The sequence below is a fragment of the Bradyrhizobium elkanii WSM2783 genome (genome assembly GCF_000472865.1).
Lineage (GTDB): Bacteria > Pseudomonadota > Alphaproteobacteria > Rhizobiales > Xanthobacteraceae > Bradyrhizobium > Bradyrhizobium elkanii_A.
In genome coordinates this window covers 18,092-33,521 of record NZ_AXAP01000055.1, presented here as the reverse complement: position 1 = coordinate 33,521, position 15,430 = coordinate 18,092, and the positions used below count along the sequence as shown (strand labels likewise).

19 protein-coding genes are annotated in these 15,430 nt (G+C 62.2%); 4 read left to right on the top strand and 15 right to left on the bottom strand.

Going from position 1 to position 15,430, the window contains the following annotated elements; genetic code table 11:
• The first annotated feature begins 24 nt into the window (after window positions 1-24).
• Window positions 25-1,752 (top strand): methanol/ethanol family PQQ-dependent dehydrogenase, encoded by a 1,728-nt coding sequence (locus YY7_RS0134020; protein ID WP_028167104.1) that lies wholly within the window; start codon window positions 25-27, stop codon window positions 1,750-1,752.
• A 185-nt stretch (window positions 1,753-1,937) separates the two neighbouring features.
• Here YY7_RS0134020 and YY7_RS0134015 read toward each other — a convergent pair whose 3' ends face one another.
• From YY7_RS0134015 to YY7_RS0134005, 3 genes are read right to left on the bottom strand one after another with little or no spacing between them, the layout of a single operon-like run.
• Window positions 1,938-2,198 carry a hypothetical protein gene (locus YY7_RS0134015; RefSeq protein WP_028167103.1) on the bottom strand — a complete coding sequence of 87 codons (261 nt, stop codon included), beginning with the start codon at window positions 2,196-2,198 and terminating at the stop codon, window positions 1,938-1,940.
• A 55-nt stretch (window positions 2,199-2,253) separates the two neighbouring features.
• The gene (locus YY7_RS0134010; RefSeq protein ID WP_028167102.1) at window positions 2,254-4,572 is read right to left on the bottom strand and encodes a xanthine dehydrogenase family protein molybdopterin-binding subunit; all 2,319 of its coding nucleotides are present in this window, start codon (window positions 4,570-4,572) and stop codon (window positions 2,254-2,256) included.
• Between the two features lies 1 nt (window position 4,573).
• A complete protein-coding gene (locus YY7_RS0134005) occupies window positions 4,574-5,026 on the bottom strand; it encodes a (2Fe-2S)-binding protein (protein WP_028167101.1) in 453 nt (150 codons plus the stop codon).
• 472 nt (window positions 5,027-5,498) lie between these two features.
• Between YY7_RS0134005 and YY7_RS0134000 the strand changes: the two genes are divergently transcribed.
• Window positions 5,499-5,855, top strand: coding sequence for an Mth938-like domain-containing protein (locus tag YY7_RS0134000; RefSeq protein WP_028167100.1), 357 nt, complete (start codon window positions 5,499-5,501; stop codon window positions 5,853-5,855).
• A gap of 21 nt (window positions 5,856-5,876) precedes the next feature.
• Complete coding sequence (locus YY7_RS0133995) at window positions 5,877-6,620, top strand: C13 family peptidase (protein WP_028167099.1); 744 nt, start codon at window positions 5,877-5,879, stop codon at window positions 6,618-6,620.
• Between the two features lie 617 nt (window positions 6,621-7,237).
• On the opposite strand, the gene YY7_RS60895 is transcribed toward YY7_RS0133995, so the two are convergent.
• Both YY7_RS60895 and YY7_RS53660 read right to left on the bottom strand, forming a co-directional pair.
• Window positions 7,238-7,414 carry a hypothetical protein gene (locus YY7_RS60895; protein ID WP_155255423.1) on the bottom strand — a complete coding sequence of 59 codons (177 nt, stop codon included), beginning with the start codon at window positions 7,412-7,414 and terminating at the stop codon, window positions 7,238-7,240.
• A 121-nt stretch (window positions 7,415-7,535) separates the two neighbouring features.
• Complete coding sequence (locus YY7_RS53660; RefSeq protein WP_245287502.1) at window positions 7,536-8,357, bottom strand: YihY/virulence factor BrkB family protein; 822 nt, start codon at window positions 8,355-8,357, stop codon at window positions 7,536-7,538.
• A 1,094-nt stretch (window positions 8,358-9,451) separates the two neighbouring features.
• Here YY7_RS53660 and YY7_RS53650 point away from each other — a divergent pair.
• Window positions 9,452-10,615 carry an NAD(P)/FAD-dependent oxidoreductase gene (locus tag YY7_RS53650; protein WP_210164716.1) on the top strand — a complete coding sequence of 388 codons (1,164 nt, stop codon included), beginning with the start codon at window positions 9,452-9,454 and terminating at the stop codon, window positions 10,613-10,615.
• 118 nt (window positions 10,616-10,733) lie between these two features.
• On the opposite strand, the gene YY7_RS0133965 is transcribed toward YY7_RS53650, so the two are convergent.
• The 10 genes from YY7_RS0133965 to YY7_RS63680 all read right to left on the bottom strand — a co-directional run bounded on the left by YY7_RS0133965 (window position 10,734) and on the right by YY7_RS63680 (window position 15,411).
• Window positions 10,734-11,120: a response regulator gene (locus YY7_RS0133965; RefSeq protein ID WP_028167098.1), complete on the bottom strand. Its 387-nt coding sequence runs from the start codon at window positions 11,118-11,120 to the stop codon at window positions 10,734-10,736.
• A gap of 78 nt (window positions 11,121-11,198) precedes the next feature.
• Entirely contained in the window at window positions 11,199-11,555 is a 357-nt protein-coding gene (locus tag YY7_RS0133960; protein WP_433994544.1) for a PRC-barrel domain-containing protein, read from the bottom strand.
• A gap of 421 nt (window positions 11,556-11,976) precedes the next feature.
• Window positions 11,977-12,156 (bottom strand): hypothetical protein, encoded by a 180-nt coding sequence (locus YY7_RS0133955; protein ID WP_028167096.1) that lies wholly within the window; start codon window positions 12,154-12,156, stop codon window positions 11,977-11,979.
• Between the two features lie 86 nt (window positions 12,157-12,242).
• Window positions 12,243-12,566: a hypothetical protein gene (locus YY7_RS0133950; protein WP_028167095.1), complete on the bottom strand. Its 324-nt coding sequence runs from the start codon at window positions 12,564-12,566 to the stop codon at window positions 12,243-12,245.
• An 83-nt stretch (window positions 12,567-12,649) separates the two neighbouring features.
• Window positions 12,650-13,102, bottom strand: coding sequence for an Hsp20 family protein (locus YY7_RS0133945; protein WP_028167094.1), 453 nt, complete (start codon window positions 13,100-13,102; stop codon window positions 12,650-12,652).
• Between the two features lie 188 nt (window positions 13,103-13,290).
• Window positions 13,291-13,458 carry a hypothetical protein gene (locus YY7_RS60890; protein WP_155255422.1) on the bottom strand — a complete coding sequence of 56 codons (168 nt, stop codon included), beginning with the start codon at window positions 13,456-13,458 and terminating at the stop codon, window positions 13,291-13,293.
• 32 nt (window positions 13,459-13,490) lie between these two features.
• A complete protein-coding gene (locus YY7_RS0133935) occupies window positions 13,491-13,778 on the bottom strand; it encodes a hypothetical protein (protein WP_028167093.1) in 288 nt (95 codons plus the stop codon).
• A 60-nt stretch (window positions 13,779-13,838) separates the two neighbouring features.
• On the bottom strand, window positions 13,839-13,976 hold the full coding sequence (locus YY7_RS60885; RefSeq protein WP_155255421.1) for a hypothetical protein: 138 nt from the start codon (window positions 13,974-13,976) through the stop codon (window positions 13,839-13,841).
• Entirely contained in the window at window positions 13,966-14,193 is a 228-nt protein-coding gene (locus YY7_RS0133925; RefSeq protein ID WP_028167092.1) for a hypothetical protein, read from the bottom strand. The genes YY7_RS60885 and YY7_RS0133925 overlap by 11 nt, the downstream gene beginning before the upstream one ends.
• 201 nt (window positions 14,194-14,394) lie before the next feature.
• Entirely contained in the window at window positions 14,395-15,411 is a 1,017-nt protein-coding gene (locus YY7_RS63680; protein WP_028167091.1) for an integrase core domain-containing protein, read from the bottom strand.
• Window positions 15,412-15,430: the final 19 nt, after the last annotated feature.

Sequence of the window (15,430 nt, the reverse complement as noted above, 5' to 3'; positions counted from 1 at the left end):
AGAAGAGCACAGGGAGATGGCGTCATGACCAGAAAGCAATGGCTATTGTCGGGTTGTGTTGCGTTCACAACCCTTATCTCAACCGCTGCTGTCGCCGGTCCGATCGAAAATTACAGTCCGGTGACGCAAGCCCGCCTTGAAAATCCCGAACCCGGCAACTGGATGCTGTATCGGCGGACTTATGATGGGCAGGGCTATAGCCCGCTCCAGCAGATCCACACACAGAACGTGAAGAGCCTGATGCCGGTATGGACTTTCTCCACCGGCGTCATCGAAGGCCATGAGGCCCCGCCGATCGTCAACAACGGCGTGATGTTTGTCACGACGCCGATGGGCCAGGTGATCGCGCTTGATGCCAAGAGCGGCGAAGAATATTGGCGCTACAAGCGGTCACTTCCGGAAGATTTGTTCCAATTGCATCCGACCAACCGCGGCGTCGGCCTGTGGCAGGACAAGCTCTATCTCGCCACGACGGACGATCACCTGGTCGCGCTTGATGCGAAGACCGGCAAGGTGGTCTGGGACACCAAGGTCCAGGACTATAAGAAGGGGCAGTATTTGACCCTCATGCCGCTGGTTGTCGACGGCAAGGTCATCGTCGGCGGATCCGGCGGTGAATTCGGCGTCCGCGGCTATATCGCCGCCTACGACGCCAATAGCGGTAAGGAGCTGTGGCGGACCTTCACTATCCCCGGCCCCGGCGAACCCAGCCATGATACTTGGACGGGCGACGATTGGAAGACCGGCGGTGGATCGGCCTGGATGACCGGCAACTACGACAAGGACACCAAGACCATTTATTGGGGTGTTGGTAATGCTGCGCCGTGGCCCGGGGACGCTCATCCCGGTGACAATCTCTATACGACCTCCGTGCTCGGCCTCGATCCTGAGACCGGCAAGATCAAGGCACATTTCCAGTACCATCAGAACGATTCCTGGGACTGGGACGAGGTCGAGGCGCCGATGCTGGTCGACCTGCAAAGGGATGGCCGATCTGTCAAGAGTCTGATCCATCCGGGACGCAACGCGATCTTCTGGATCCTGGAGCGCAAGCCGGACAAGATCAGCTACGTAGCCGGCTGGCCCTATGTTTACACCGATGTCTGGAAAGGCATTGAGCCCGAGAGCGGCAAGCCGATTGTCGACCCCGCGCACAAGCCGGTGGTTGGCAAGCGGGTCGAGTTCTGCCCGTCACTGTGGGGCGGCAAGGACTGGCCGTCGGCGGCCTACAGCCAGAAAACGAAATATGTCTATGTGCCGGCCATGGAGAACACCTGCGGCGGCTTCTCCGGCGAGAAGGTGGCGCTGGTTCCAGGCCAGCTCTGGCTTGGCACCAAGCCGGAGGACATCGGTCTGACGATCCGTCCCGGCGGCAAACACATCGGCGAATTGCAGGCCTGGGACCCGGCCACCGGCAAGAAGGTCTGGTCGCACACCTTCCCGAAGTCGCAATTGTTCGGTTCGGTGCTGGCGACCGCGGGCGATCTGGTCTTTGTCGGCGGCACCAACGATCGCTACTTCCGCGCCTTCGACGCCAAGGGCGGCGAACTGTTGTGGGAGCAGAAGACCAATTCCGGCATCATGGGCATGCCGGTCTCCTATGAGGTGGACGGCACGCAATATATTGCGATCCAGTCCGGCTGGGGCGTCGATGCGCAGCGCATCCAGGATGCCTTGGCCACCCAGAATGTCGGCGTGGAGAACAATGTGCCCCAGGGCGGCGTCGTCTGGGTGTTTGCGGTCAAGAAATAGCCGCACGCGGAACGGCTGCAAAAAAGCGGCGGACCGAAAGGTCCGCCGCTTCCGTTTCAGCGCGATGACTTTCTTCGAATCGTCATCCTCTCTCATCGGCTTCCACGTTGCCGGATAAAGCCCTCAAGCGTTTCGAGCGAGGTGGAACCGAGCTGCACGCGAGAAGGTCAAACGTCACGGCCAAACTACTTGCCCATCCGTTCGACCTTGCCTTTCTCCTTCACGTTCATGTCCTTCACCGTCGGATCGCGGCTGCCTTCGCCAGTGGTTTGGGTTCGCGTGGCTTTCGGCGCATTGCTTGGTACAGAGGTCTGATCCTTCGGCGTCTTTGCCGGCCGTGTAGCAGTGGCCGGCGGCGGGTTAGTTTGAGCGCTCGTAGCTTGCGCGCTCAAAAGAAAGGCGCCCGACAGTAGCGACACCGCGAGCGCCGCCAAGATCTGTTTCATCGGTCCGTCTCCTGTCCAGACCAATGAAACGGTTGGTGCGAAGTTACGTTCCGCCTCACGCCTCCAGTTGCTTGCCGATCGGCATCGCGCGGATGCGCTTGCCGGTGGCGGCGAAGATCGCATTGATCAGGGCCGGCGCGAACGGCGGCACGCCGGGTTCGCCGACGCCGCTCGGCGGCGTATCGGGGCTCGCGGGCGGCACGATGTAGACGTTGGTGACCGCAGGCGATTCGTCGATCCGGATCACCGGGAAGTCGTCGTAATTCCCCTGCTGCACTCTGCCGTTCGTGAAGGTGATCTCGCCATGTTTGGCGAGGCTCATCCCCATGATCGCCGCGCCCTCGATCTGTGATTGGATGCGCTCGGGATTGACGTAGGCGCCGCAGTCGATCGCGGTATCGACCCGTGGCACCGTCAACTTGCCCTTGTCGTCGACGGCAACCTCAACGATGGTCGCGATATAGCTGACGAAGCTGCGGTGCGCCGCAATACCAAGGCCGTGGCCCTTGGGCACCTGCCGTCCCCAACCTCCCTTGTCGGCGACCAGCTCGACCACCTTGCGCAGCCGTCCGGTGTCGATCGGATAGCTGTCATAGGGCTCGCCATAGTTCCATAAATCCTTCACCGAGGCGAGGTTGAGGATCCGCGGCGCACCGATCAGCTCCAGCAGCATGTCCTTCGGGTCGCGGTTGGTCGCCTGCGCGATCTCGGCGACCATCGACTGCACCGCGAAGGCGCGCGGGATGTTGGACACCGAACGGAACCAGCCGATGCGGGTGTGCGCGGCCGCTTCCGGGTTCTCGCACTGGATGTTGGCGATCTCGAAGGGCATGTCGACCAGCCCCATGCCGAGCTCGAACGGTGCCTGGTGCACCGTGCCGGCCGCAAAGGTCGAGGCGATGCTTGGCGCGACGCTGCGATGCCGCCAGGCGATCACCTTGCCGCTCTTGTCGAGGCCCGCCTCGATGCGCTCGACGGAGACGGTGTGCAGGAAGCCGTTGCGGATATCGTCCTCCCGCGTCCACTGCACCTTGACCGGCGCGCCGAGCTCCTTCGACAGCAGCGCGGCTTCGAGCGCGAAGTCGCATTTCGACTTGCGCCCGAACCCGCCGCCGAGCAGCGTGACGTTGACGGTCACGTTCTCCTCGGGGATACCGAGCGTCTTGGCGACGTCCTCGCGCGTGCCGCCCGGGCTTTGCACGGGAGCCCAGACCTCCACCTTGTCGCCCTTGACGTCGGCGACCGCGACCGGCGTCTCCATGGCGACATGGGCAAGGTGGGGCAAATAGTACTCGCCCACGATCACCTTGTCGGCGCCTTTCAGCGCGGCTTCGGCGTCACCTTCCTTGCGCACGACGAGGCCGGGCTTGCGCGCCGCGTCCTCGAGCTCGGCCCGATAGGCAACCGAGTCATATTTGGCGTTGGCGCCGTCCTCCCAGGTGACCTTCAGCGCGTCGCGGCCCTTGATCGCCGCGCCGGTGTTGCGGGCAATCACGGCGATCCCGCCGAGCGGCTGGAATTTCGAGGGCCATGGCCAGCCCTTGACTTCCATCACCTTCTCGACGCCGGAAACCTTCATCGCCTCCGCGCCGTCGAACGACGCCACGTTGCCGCCAGTCACCGGCGGGCGGGCGATCACGGCATATTTCATGCCGGGCAACCGCACGTCGGCGCCGTATTCGGCCCTTCCCGTCGTGATGTCGTGAAGATCGACGATGCTGATCTCGCCCTTGCCCAGGTAACGAAAGTCCTTGGGATCCTTGAGCTTCAGGCCTTCAACGCTCGGCACCGACTCCTTGGCCGCATCGGCGGCCAATTCGCCAAAGCCGAGCTTGCGTCTGCTCGCGCTGTGGACGACTTCGTGATTGACGGCCTTCACCTCGGCTGCCGGCACGCCCCAACGTTTTGCGGCGGCCTGCTCAAGCATGGTGCGGGCCGAGGCGCCGATCTGGCGCATCGGAATCAGATGATGCCGCGTGCTACGCGAGCCGTCGGTATCCTGGTTGCCGAACTTGACCTCGTCGCCATGCGCCTGCTGGACGCGAACGCGCTTCCAGTCGGCCTCCAGTTCTTCAGCGACGATCAGGGGCAGGCTGGTGCGCACGCCGGTTCCCATCTCGGAGCGGTGCGCAACGATGGTGACCATTCCATCCGGCGCGATCGAGACGAACACGCGCGGGTCGACCACGACGCCGTGCGGCATCTTCCCCGCGCCGGTCTCGTAGGCGAAGCTCGGCCGCATCATCACGGGTGCGGCGAGCACGAAGCCGCCGGCGAGGCCGAGGCCCTTGAGGATGCTGCGCCGCGAAACGTTCTCGACCTTGATGTGCTTCTCGAAGCCGCGAAGCTTGCTGGGATTGGTGAGGATATTCATGTCACACCCCCGTCGAAGCGAGATGGACCGCGTTTTCGATCCGCTGGTAGCAGCCGCAGCGGCAGATATTCCCGGACAGGGCTTCGCGGATCTGGTCGTGCGACGGCTTTGGATTATCCATCAACAACGCCGCCGCCTGCATGATCTGGCCGGTCTGGCAAAAGCCGCATTGCGGCACGTTGAGCTGCCGCCAGGCCTTCTGCACCGAGTGGTCGCCGGTCGGATGCAGGCCCTCTATGGTGGTGACCTCGCGGCCAACGACGTCGGACACGGAGGTGATGCAGGCGCGCACCGCCTGCTTGTCGACGATGACGGTGCATGAGCCGCACAGCGCCTGGCCACAGCCGAACTTGGTGCCGGTCAGGCCCACTTCATCACGGATAAACCAGAGTAGCGGAAGATCGGGATCGCCATCCCAATTTTGTTCCTGGCCATTAATCTTCACCTTGATCATGATCGTCTCTCCCTGTTCCTACAGGAGCCGTCATGAGCGTGTCTTCGAGGTGAGCAAGAAAACCTTTCTTAGGAGATCCCTTGCACGGTCTCAGGCAAAACTGACCTCGCTGAGAAACCGCAGACTGCACCGTAGGATCTGATGATTGTGTGTGTCGCGCCCATCCTCCTGTTTTAATAGTTTCGCTTTGTTCAAGGTATGGACACCTGGAAGCTTAACACAAAACGCGACCGAATATGATTCACAAGCGCCTTGTTTGCTTTTGTGTTTTGGCGAGGGCTGGCTGCTCGAACGGCGTGCTTTTGGTCAAGGCCCCTTACGCAGTAGCCCCTACGAGACGGGATTTTTTCGAGGCGCTGTATGCGGCTATAAGATCGACGTGTCCTATTGGAACGCTCTTGAGGGAGATGATGCCGAGGTCGAGGCGCCTCACTGCTGCATATTGGAGCTGAACTCTGATCAGGAGGTCACGATGAAGATTGACAGCACTACATTCGGCGCGATTACGATTGACGGGACGACGTATCAGCATGACGTGGTCATTCGTCTTTCTAGCGAAGTTGTGAAGCGGAAAAAGAAGCTATCAAAGAAGCTCTATGGTACCTCGCACGTGCTTTCAAAAGACGAGGCAAAGTTTCTCTTCGAGAAGGGGTGCGACCAGGTCGTCATTGGTTCTGGTCAAATGGGCAACGTGCACCTGTCACGGGAAGCTGAAGCCTATTTCGAAAGGAAGGGCTGCGATGTGCTGTTGAGGCCGACACCCGAGGCGATCCGGATGTTCAACCGGTCGCATGCCAGGAGGATCGGGCTCTTTCACGTGACCTGTTGAACGAAATGGCCTGGTGAAGCTGTGCTTCCACGTTGGATCAGCTGGTTCGGCGCGCTGCTCATCTCCTTTGTTTTGACAATTGCGCTGTCGGTTTCGCCGGCGCACGCCTTTGAGGATGCTCGCAAGGTGAGCGTGGTGTCCTTCGGCCTTTTCGGGGATCAGACCGTATTTAGAAACGAGGCATTCGGCGCAGCACAGGTCATAGCGGGCCGTTTCGGGAGCGGCCCGATCAACGTGCAATACAATTCGAAGAAAGGCGGAGATGCAACGATTGAAGGCTTGGCTAGGTCCTTGCTGGCGGCGGCCAAGGGGATGGACACCGGGAACGATGTTTTGTTCCTGATTCTCACCTCACACGGCTCCCCCGACGGGCTCGCAATCAAAGCGGGACGGCTTACGCAAACGCTCACGCCGTCCAATCTCGCTGCCATGCTGGCGCGGAGTGGTATGCGATACAAGGTGGTGGTCATCTTGGCCTGTTATTCCGGGGTCTTTATCCCTCGTCTCGCGAACCCCGATACGTTGGTCATCACCGCGGCCGATGCAGGCCATCCATCGTTCGGCTGCCGGGACAAAGCCAAGTGGACGTATTTCGGCAACGCCTTTTTCAATGTCGCGCTTCGGCAAGCTAAACACCAGGAGGACGCCTTTGTTGTGGCGCGCTCGCTCGTCAAGAAGCGGGAACTGCGCGAGCACTTCGAGCCGTCGAATCCGCTCATGGCAGGCGGCCAACACGTCCAGCCGTTGCTCATTGCGCGTCCTTGAGCGACCGGCGGCCTTCGCAGCCGACACCGGGCTGCCGAAAACCTCGTCTGCATGTCGAATCACAGAGGCGAATGGCCCCCCATTCGATCGGCGCATCCGCCGTGCCCGCAGACGAGCCGCCCGCCGGGCGTTGGTCAATGGTCCTGTTTGTCTGTGCTAGACGCCTTGGCTGCCACGAAGAATGTTCATCAGCGCTACGGGATTGTCCGGCAGCCGGTCGCCACGCCACGCGACATGCTGATCTGGACGAGCCAGCAACAGAGAGTGCCGTTAGACGTCGGGCGACTCCGCTGCGCCTGTGTCGAGAACTGTCAGAGGCACGCCGGCCGCCGCAGCAGGGCCGGCGCCGGCGGCAACGCCCTTGATGAACCTGGTCCGGGCGGTCGACAGGCCGAAACCAGCAGCATCAGAAACAGCGCGCGATCGGCCCGGTACCTGGCGGCGGTCCGGCTTCCTTCCGATCCCTGCATGACGGCGCGGCCATCGGTCGTGCACAGGTACCACCTGCAGGCCCGGCCGCGCTTTCTCAGTCGGATTTCAAAAAGCGGGAGTTGCTCCGGCAACCGAATGAAGAAGTGGAATGGCCGGCAGACCCATCAAAATCCCGTCCGACGGCGTCATGCGGTCGCTGCGGCAGATTTTTGGCCCTCCGCCGCTTCTTCGGCGTCCAATTCGGTTCGCAGATCCGCCGCCATCTTCTCAAATCGTTCCCGGTCGGCGACGGTGTTCATGGCCTGCGCGAAGCGCTGCGCCCGGGCGATCTGCTCCAGCAGGAACTCCTTGCTTCTGGCCATGGCGTCATCTTGCTTCGATGCTCTGTCCCACGGGCCAATGCGCGGCGCGGTGGTTTGTTACGGAAGCGGCAATTTGAAGGGCTCCAAACCTTCAGGCCCGCCCGCTGTTAGGTTTCTCGTTTCAAGCCCGGCGATCGGCGGGCGCGCGCTCATCGGCGATGGCCTTGGTGAGCTCGGCGCCGAAGAGGAAGATCTGCGCCGAATAGTACGTCCAGAACATGAGGACGATCAGCGCGCCGGCCGCGCCATAGGGTGAACTGGGCGCGGCGCGGCCTAGGTAGATTCCGATCAGGGACTTGCCGATGGCGAAGAGCACGGCCGTGACAAATGCTCCCAGCATCAGGTCGCGCCAGGGTATCGGGGTGTCGGGAAGCACCTTGTAAATCGCGGCGAACAGCAGCGTGAAGATGGCCAGCGACACGACGGTGTTGAGGACGGCCAGCAGCACCTTGCCGGCGAGCAGCCCCGCAAAAACGTCGCCCAGGGCGGATAAAGCAGTGCTGGCAGCCAGCGACACCACCAGCATGAAGCCGAGCGCAGCGACCAGGCCCAGGCTGGCGGCGCGGGTCCGGATCAAGGCGGAGATCGGCTCCTCGCTCGGCTTGGCCTTGAACGTGTTGTTCAGCCCCGTGTGCATCTCGCCGAACACGCCCGAGGCGCTGATCAGAACGGTGACGACGCCGAGAACTGTCGCGATGGTCCCAGAGCCAGGATCGCTGGAGCGTTCAAGAATGGATTTGATGAACTCGCCGCCGGCCGGACCCAGAAGCTGGCCGAGCTCCTCGCTGATCGCCCCGCGAGCGGCATCCTGCCCGAAGACCAGGCCAGCGATTGCCACGACAATCAGAAGCACCGGCGCCAGCGAGGTCGCAGCGTAGAACGCGATGGACGCCCCGCGGCTCAGAGCATCGTTCGTCAGGAAGCCTGAGAACGCCGCCTTCAATATCTGCCACAGCCGTCCCATCAGTTTTCTGTCCGCGCCTGAGCCTGCACTCGCCAGCGAGCCACCGCTCTGAGCGCGGCCCCACCTTTGGGGACTATGGGGGCTGGGGAGGCGAGGCCACGCAGGCCAGCATTTTCGCACGGCCCGCCGGACCAATTCGTCCGGGACACCTGCGTTCCGATCGCGATTGAAACCGCCCGCCGATCCTGGGTAGACTGTTAGAGCTCCATGGCTAGGCGTATGAGATCGCCGCACGATCGTGCCAGATCCGCCCTCGTTCAGTCTTTCGCGCCCGCGAAACGAGGGCTCCGTCACGAATTTCGACCGCCAACTCCATTGCAGCGAAACTTGCCCGCCTTAAGTAGATCCTGCTCTGAGACGTGCATTGCCATGTCCGTTACGCAGACATCCGCCACCGTCCTGCCGCCGCGCGCGACGCAGCGCCGGCGCTGTCCCAGGTGCCAAGCCCATATGACCGTGCAGTATGTGGCCCCGGCCCGTGCGGCTTCGAGCATTGGACATTGCGGTGCGCCAAATGCGGCACCATCCAGGCAGCGCAGGTTGACGCCGATCCGATGCAGTCCGATGCGCTGCGCTGGATCGGCAGCAGAGAGCTCCTGCCACCACAATGACCTGTCAGGAGACGGCCCACCTCGAGTCGCTGATCCGCGAGGATTTCGAGCGATGCCATCCTGGCGAGACGCTGGCGGATCTCAAGCGGCGCGCGTCCTTTTCGAAAGAGGACCGAGGCCTGCTGCGGGACTGGATGGCGGTCGGCCGCTCGCGCCGCAGCAGCCTGTGCGGCAAAGGAATAGTCACCACATTAGGTGTAAACCCACAAACCTTCGGGGCGGACGGCTCGGCAGAGTCCGCTTACCCCGGATAGCGGCTGAATCCCGCAACTCAGCGAAATGATGCGATGGGCCACAAGCGGCCCTCGCTACGGCTATCGTCCAGAGAAGGGGAATGGTCATCGACCTCCACCAAGTGGTACGTTTGCTGCTGACGGATTTCTGGAGGCATTGCGTCATGATTAGCAAGGCCGATGTTATTGTCATTGGTTCCGGCGCCTGGGCGCCGCAACCGCATGCTACTTGAGCAAGCGCAAGGGCCTCAGCGTCGCCCTTCTCGACAAGCATGATCTCGGATCGCAAACCTCGCCCCGCGCTGCAGGCATGGTGAGCTGCGTTCGCAAAAGCGACTTGATGATTGGCCTCATCAAGGACGCATGTCGCAAGATTGAAGCGTTCACGGAAGAAACCGGGCAACCTCTGGATTGGGTGGATTCGGGCAGCCTGAAGATCGCGCGTCGGCCGCAAGACGCGGAGATTATCGAGGCGGACTTTGAACGCGGCCGCCGTATGGGCCTTGATGTCGAGCTGATCTCTCCGGCGCAGGCAAATCGTCTCAATCCATTTTTAAAGCCGACAGGCGTCGTAGCGGCGATGAGGATCGGTGACGACAGGTATTTCGATCCAGCGCAGGTTGCTATCGACTTCGCCCGAGCAGCGGCGAACCGGGGCGCAACCGTGCTGCCGAAAACAGACGTGCTCACCGTGAACATCAGCGCTGGCAAGGTGACCGGCGTAACTACCGCGAAAGGCAGAATTGAAGGCCCGGTCGTTGTCGATGCAGCCGGTGCATGGACGCGACAGGTCGCGGAGGCGAGTGGAATTCGCGTGCCGTTGGTACCGACCCGGCAGCAACTGATCGTCACGGAGCCTTTGGATGGCGCGCGTGCTGACCTGCCGATGGTTCGGATCATGGATGCCGCGGTGTACGCGCGGCCCTGCCAGGGCGGCTTTCTATGGGGTGTCTACGAGGAAACGCCGCGATTTTTCGATATGCAATCGCTCGGACCCAGTTTCGATATCAAGGACATGCCACTCGATATCGAGGTGCTTCGTTCAGCCGCTGCGGACGTCAAGGATCAGCTCCCAGTCCTGCAAACCGCCAAGGTGCGGGAATTTCGCGGTGGCATTCCGACAATGACCGCCGACGGCCACCATATTCTCGGCCCGGCCCCGGAGCGACCGGCTTCCATTTTGCCAGCGGGTGCAATGTCGCCGGACTTTCAATCTCGCCAGCGGTCGGAGAGGCGCTTGCGGCTTGGATTTTCGATGGCAAGCCGCCTGTCGATCTATCGCCAATGTCTGTCATGCGCCTCAAAAACCAGTCGTGGTCTGAACCGCAATTGGAGAGGGAAGCCGCCTGGCAATATCGGCACTTCTACGGCGCGGTCTGACTTCTCTTGGTGAGAAGACGAGTAGGCGACTACCCGGAATGACGCCTTGGGGTCAAAAGCCGGGCTGCACTGATGGGAAGGGCCGCCGTGATGTCGAGTGCAATGTCCTGAGCCAGTAGCCGCATCCCGCCTCAACCCGGCGAGGCATCGGCGTCGAGTAGCTGCGAGACGGCGGTCGCCAATTGCGCCGGCACAAAAGGCTTCTCGATCAGGACGCTGCCAACGACGCCCTGCGATTTCCAGTCTCCCGCGCTGGCGCCCGTCATGTAGACCACCGGAAACGCCGGCGTAATCTCCCTGATCTGCCGCGCCAACTCCCATCCGCTGATGCCATCGCCGAGGTTGACGTCGGTCAGCAGCGCGCGACACCGCTCACGGCCGTCGCGAAAGGTGGACAGGGCTGCCTCCCCCGAGTGGACCGAGCAGGCCTCGAAACCGCCGTCCGACAAGGCGTCCTCGATGAAGCTGCAGATCAGGGCTTCATCCTCCACGACCAGCACACGAACAGCATTACTCACTTTTCAAGTCTCCTCGACGACAGAGGCCGGTCGTCTCGCATGACGGCGGGTGCGTTGGCCCGCGAGTGCCGTGCCGCCTCAAGCCACCGGCACACCGTAGTAGGCGTTCACGGCGCGCGTTGTCGCCGGATCACTCCAATTCCAACTGCTCTCGTCGGCGTATTTGGGGGCGCCGCGGAGCTGGTCTTGGGTGATGCCGGTGACGTAGCCGCCGAGGTTGGTGTCGTATTTCAGCGCCTGCCAGGGCAGCGGATAGTGATCGTCGCCGATGCCGAGCAGGCCGCCGAAGCTGAGCACTGCGTAGGACACCTTGCCACTGACCTTGTCGATCATGACGCGCTCGATGTAGCCGACCTTTTCGCCGTCGGCCCCGTACACGTTCGTGCCCTCGACCTTATCGCGTCCGATGAGACTGAACGTCTCGCGATCTTCCATGGTCAGGTTGACCTCCTGGATGTGTCTTCCGGAGTCAACCGGACGACCATGGCTCCGTTCCCGGCTGAAGGATCGCCCCAGGTCCAAGATTCCTGCGGGCAGCGGGCAAGAGATCGTTCAGAGGGTCCGCTCTGATATTCGGGATCGTGTCACCCCGGTCTGCACCGGAAGCCCGGCACGTGGACCACGCGCCTTGAGGTGGCTCAAAGCGAACCAGCTGCAGAAGCGAAGCATTACCGAGCGGCATGAGCGCGCTCCGGCCGCCGCTCATTCTTGCGAACGCGAACCCGGAGTTGGTTTCCACAGCGGCTCCGCCAGAACGATCGTCGGCGTTGCGGGTCGAACGGCTGCAGCCCTTGGACATAAAATCGGCCCGGCGAGCCCCTGCCAGCCGAGGCCGATTCCCGTCCGGAGTCTAGGATTAGCTTGGCGGTTTCAGCGGACTGTCGATCCACTTCTGGGCGGCGGGATCGTGCCAGGGGTCACCGTCGCAGTATGGACAGACATAGCGCTCGCCGCCCCTGCCCGGATCATCAGGCGCAAGCTTCATCGGCCGCCCGCACGCCGGGCACGCCTTCCGGATCGGATGGATCACCGCCATTGGATTTCCCTGCCGAGGCAGCCTACTGCCGCTCGCAATGCGGGTACAAGCGTTTCCCTTTGCCTTGAGCCCGATGCCGCCGCCGTTCATGCCGCCGCACAACGCTCGGCCGACCGAAGGCGCATCGGTTTGCCGCCTGGCGGATGGCGCGGGCCGCCATCGAGATCGCACAGCGCCTCGAGAATTTCGTCGATGGTGACGGGCGCCTTCAGCCCTTCGGGAGCGCGCAGCGACGGGCAAGATGCGATCGCCGATGCATCCGAGGCCCATGAGGCCAGTATCGCGCGCTTCTCGCCGAGGCTGAGGCCCGAGTGGAAGACTACATCCCGGGGGCGTTCGAATTTGGTGCCGGGATGAAGCAGGTAGTCGAAATCGAATACGTTGTCGTGGATTGCGGTCGTCGGCCGCATGGTCGCCTCCTGACTTGGACGAGTTGCCGGTGTCCGCCGCGCGGGTCCGCGCGGCGGCGCGGATCATGGACGTCGCAGGCTGATCAGGCCGCCTTTCCTTCGATCTGCTTGACGTTGCTCGGGCTCGCGCCGTTGATGTCGATGCGGCGCGGCTTCATCGCCTCGGGGATCTCCCGCTGCAGGTCGATGATGAGCAGGCCGTTCTCGAAGCGGGCGCCCTTGACCTCGACGTGGTCGGCGAGCGTGAACTGCCGCTTGAAATTGCGCGCCGAGATGCCGCGATGCAGGAAGGTCTTCTCCTCCTTCTCGGCCTTGTGGCCTTCCAAGGTCAGCACGTTCTGCTCGACCGTGAGCGCGACCTCGTCGGGCGAGAAGCCGGCGAGCGCCACCGAGATCTGGAAGTGGTTTTCGTCGAGCCGTTCGATGTTGTAGGGGGGATAGGTCTCTTCGGCGGTCCGCTGGACCTCGTCGAGCACGTCAAAAAGGCGGTCGAAACCGATGGTCGACCTCCACAGGGGAGTCCAATCATACCTCATAGCCAAATCCTCCAAAGAGCAAGTTGGGTACGAGCCGGCACCGGACACCTGACCGGCGCCCGCCTTGCAGGGCCCCGAAGGCACCCTGACCGCATCTGCGGCGACAAACAAATTTGGAAGCCGCGAAAAAGTTTCAAGGGGTGACGGGAAATTTTCGCAAGGAGTTTGGTAAACGATTTGCCGACGGATCAGCGCGGCAGCTCAACCCCTTCCGGCAGATCGTCCGGATCAAGCTTCATCTCCAACCGGAAGCCGTTGAGCGTCGCCCGGCGGTGGCTGAACTTCGTGCCGTGCATCACGACGAACTTGAAGCGCGCCCCGATCATCATCTGCAGGATCGGAGGCAGCGCGTCCATGGGCAGCGGGAGCAACCCAGCGATGGATCGCCTTAGCCGTCGAGCGATCCGACGCCGAGCGGCCGCAGCGCTTTGCGCTCCTCCGGATCCAGATCCCTCGAAGGAAGGAACGTCAGCTCGATCCCGGTCCTCGGGCCCTTCGGATGCAGCAACCTGCCCCGGACCCGGAGGTGGCGGAATTCGTGGTAGGGATCGACCGGTTGCCGATCCGCGTTGAGGCTTAGCGAATAGCCCCAGCTCCAGTCCTCGACCGCCACAACGTAGTAGACGTCCGGCTTGCGCCTTCGCTTTTTCTTCGTTGGCTTCGGATCGGCAACCATCGGAGGACCCGCCTCTCGGCACCAGCGGCGCCAGGCTATCCGAGTCGGGGCCCGCCGAAATCAGTCGAGTCCTTGGGTCGCGCCTGCGATCGCCCGCAGCGCCGCGAACGCGCCGCCCGGCTTGACCAGGGCCTCGACCTCGCCCTCGAAGTCGGTGCGCGGCATCCGCGCCAGGCTGCGCCAGCGCTCAGAAAGCATGCGGCTCATAGAGCTCGTTGTCGAAGACCAGCGTGAACTGCGTCTGCACCACCTCATCCTCGCGAAGGCGGTCGCGCAACAGCGGCATGGCGCCGGCGGCCTCGCCGACCGCAGCGATCCTTGAGTTTTCGTCGGCAAGGGCTTCCCGCAGCTTTTCCTCCATGAAGTCGAGCAGATCGAGGACGAAGTTGGCGAACTCGGTACGTCTGGGTCTCATGGCAATCGCTCCGTCGATATAGGTACGGGGACGAAGTAGCCGGCGAAGGTTTCACATGGGTCTCATTCGGAGCCGCTGCGGCAACATTTGTTGACAGAAAACATCGCTAAGAAAAGTTAGCTTCCCACCCGCGCTAAAAATCTGCGTAGAGCGAAGCCCGCGGCGCTCTTGCGGGTTGAAACACCTCTGTGTACCGAAAACCTAACCCCTGCGGTAGTGGTGATGAAGTCCGCCCAGGATAGCAAGTGCCCTGACTTCACCGGTTCGCTGAACTGGGCGAGAAACGGGCGCATCCTTGCCCAAAGCCAAGTGTGTGCGCGTCGCATTATAGTAGCGAGCGTAGGATTTCAGAATCCGGTGCAGATGTGCCTCGCCCAGGACAATGATCTGGTCCACACATTCACGCCGGATCGATCCGATCAGCCGTTCGACAAAGCCATTCTGCCAGGGTGAGGCAGGTGCAATGGGCTTGTCCCGGATACCCATGGCACGCAGTCGGCGTGTGACGACGGCACCGTAGATGCAATCCCGGTCCCGGATCATGTAGCGCGGAGCCTCGTTCCAGGGGAATGCCTCCGTTAGTTGACGCGCGACCCATTCGGCGGTTGGATGTGCTGTGACGTTGATCCAGACAAGATCTCTGCGGTCCAGCCGAACGATGACGAAGGCATAGAGCAGTTTGAAGCCAATTGTTGGGACAACGAATAAGTCCATGGCAGCAATGTCTGGCGCGTGATTGTGCAAGAAGATCCGCCATCCATGGCTGGGCCGCCCTCGCCCTTTGACCATGTACCTGGCGACGCTCGACTCCGCGACCTGAAACCCGAGCTTGAGCAGTTCGCCGTGGATGCGAGGTGCGCCCCAAAGCGGATTTTCGACGCTCATCCGCCGGATCAAGACGCGCAGCTCCGTTTCGATCTGCCGTCGCTCTCCCCGTGGGCGCGACTTCCAACGCCAGTAGCAGCGGAATCCGGCTCTGTGCCAACGCACCAGCGTTTCGGGCCGGATGATCGTGAGAACCTGCAGGATTGCTGGAAACCAACGATACAGCTGGATAAAGAACCAGCGATCATGGTTCGTGAGGCGAACGCGACCACGCGGCCTGCGCCTCAAGACAATCAACTGATGTCGCAGCACCGCGTTCTCGGCTTCAAGCCGTAACTTCGACCTGAATGGCGAGGCCAGGACGGCGAGGGCGAAGCAGAACAGCCCGATCATCCCGCCAGCTTAGGTGATT

Excerpts from the sequence above, each read along its gene's own strand:
- YY7_RS0134020 (WP_028167104.1), top strand. The coding sequence starts at position 25 with ATGACCAGAAAGCAATGGCTATTGTCGGGTTGTGTTGCGTTCACAACC.
- YY7_RS0134015 (WP_028167103.1), bottom strand. The coding sequence starts at position 2,198 with ATGAAACAGATCTTGGCGGCGCTCGCGGTGTCGCTACTGTCGGGCGCC.
- YY7_RS0134010 (WP_028167102.1), bottom strand. The coding sequence starts at position 4,572 with ATGAATATCCTCACCAATCCCAGCAAGCTTCGCGGCTTCGAGAAGCAC.
- YY7_RS0134005 (WP_028167101.1), bottom strand. The coding sequence starts at position 5,026 with ATGATCAAGGTGAAGATTAATGGCCAGGAACAAAATTGGGATGGCGAT.
- YY7_RS0134000 (WP_028167100.1), top strand. The coding sequence starts at position 5,499 with ATGAAGATTGACAGCACTACATTCGGCGCGATTACGATTGACGGGACG.
- YY7_RS60895 (WP_155255423.1), bottom strand. The coding sequence starts at position 7,414 with ATGGCCAGAAGCAAGGAGTTCCTGCTGGAGCAGATCGCCCGGGCGCAG.
- YY7_RS0133960 (WP_433994544.1), bottom strand. The coding sequence starts at position 11,555 with ATGGAAGATCGCGAGACGTTCAGTCTCATCGGACGCGATAAGGTCGAG.
- YY7_RS0133955 (WP_028167096.1), bottom strand. The coding sequence starts at position 12,156 with ATGGCGGTGATCCATCCGATCCGGAAGGCGTGCCCGGCGTGCGGGCGG.
- YY7_RS0133950 (WP_028167095.1), bottom strand. The coding sequence starts at position 12,566 with ATGCGGCCGACGACCGCAATCCACGACAACGTATTCGATTTCGACTAC.
- YY7_RS0133945 (WP_028167094.1), bottom strand. The coding sequence starts at position 13,102 with ATGAGGTATGATTGGACTCCCCTGTGGAGGTCGACCATCGGTTTCGAC.
- YY7_RS60890 (WP_155255422.1), bottom strand. The coding sequence starts at position 13,458 with ATGGACGCGCTGCCTCCGATCCTGCAGATGATGATCGGGGCGCGCTTC.
- YY7_RS0133935 (WP_028167093.1), bottom strand. The coding sequence starts at position 13,778 with ATGGTTGCCGATCCGAAGCCAACGAAGAAAAAGCGAAGGCGCAAGCCG.
- YY7_RS60885 (WP_155255421.1), bottom strand. The coding sequence starts at position 13,976 with ATGCTTTCTGAGCGCTGGCGCAGCCTGGCGCGGATGCCGCGCACCGAC.
- YY7_RS0133925 (WP_028167092.1), bottom strand. The coding sequence starts at position 14,193 with ATGAGACCCAGACGTACCGAGTTCGCCAACTTCGTCCTCGATCTGCTC.
- YY7_RS63680 (WP_028167091.1), bottom strand. The coding sequence starts at position 15,411 with ATGATCGGGCTGTTCTGCTTCGCCCTCGCCGTCCTGGCCTCGCCATTC.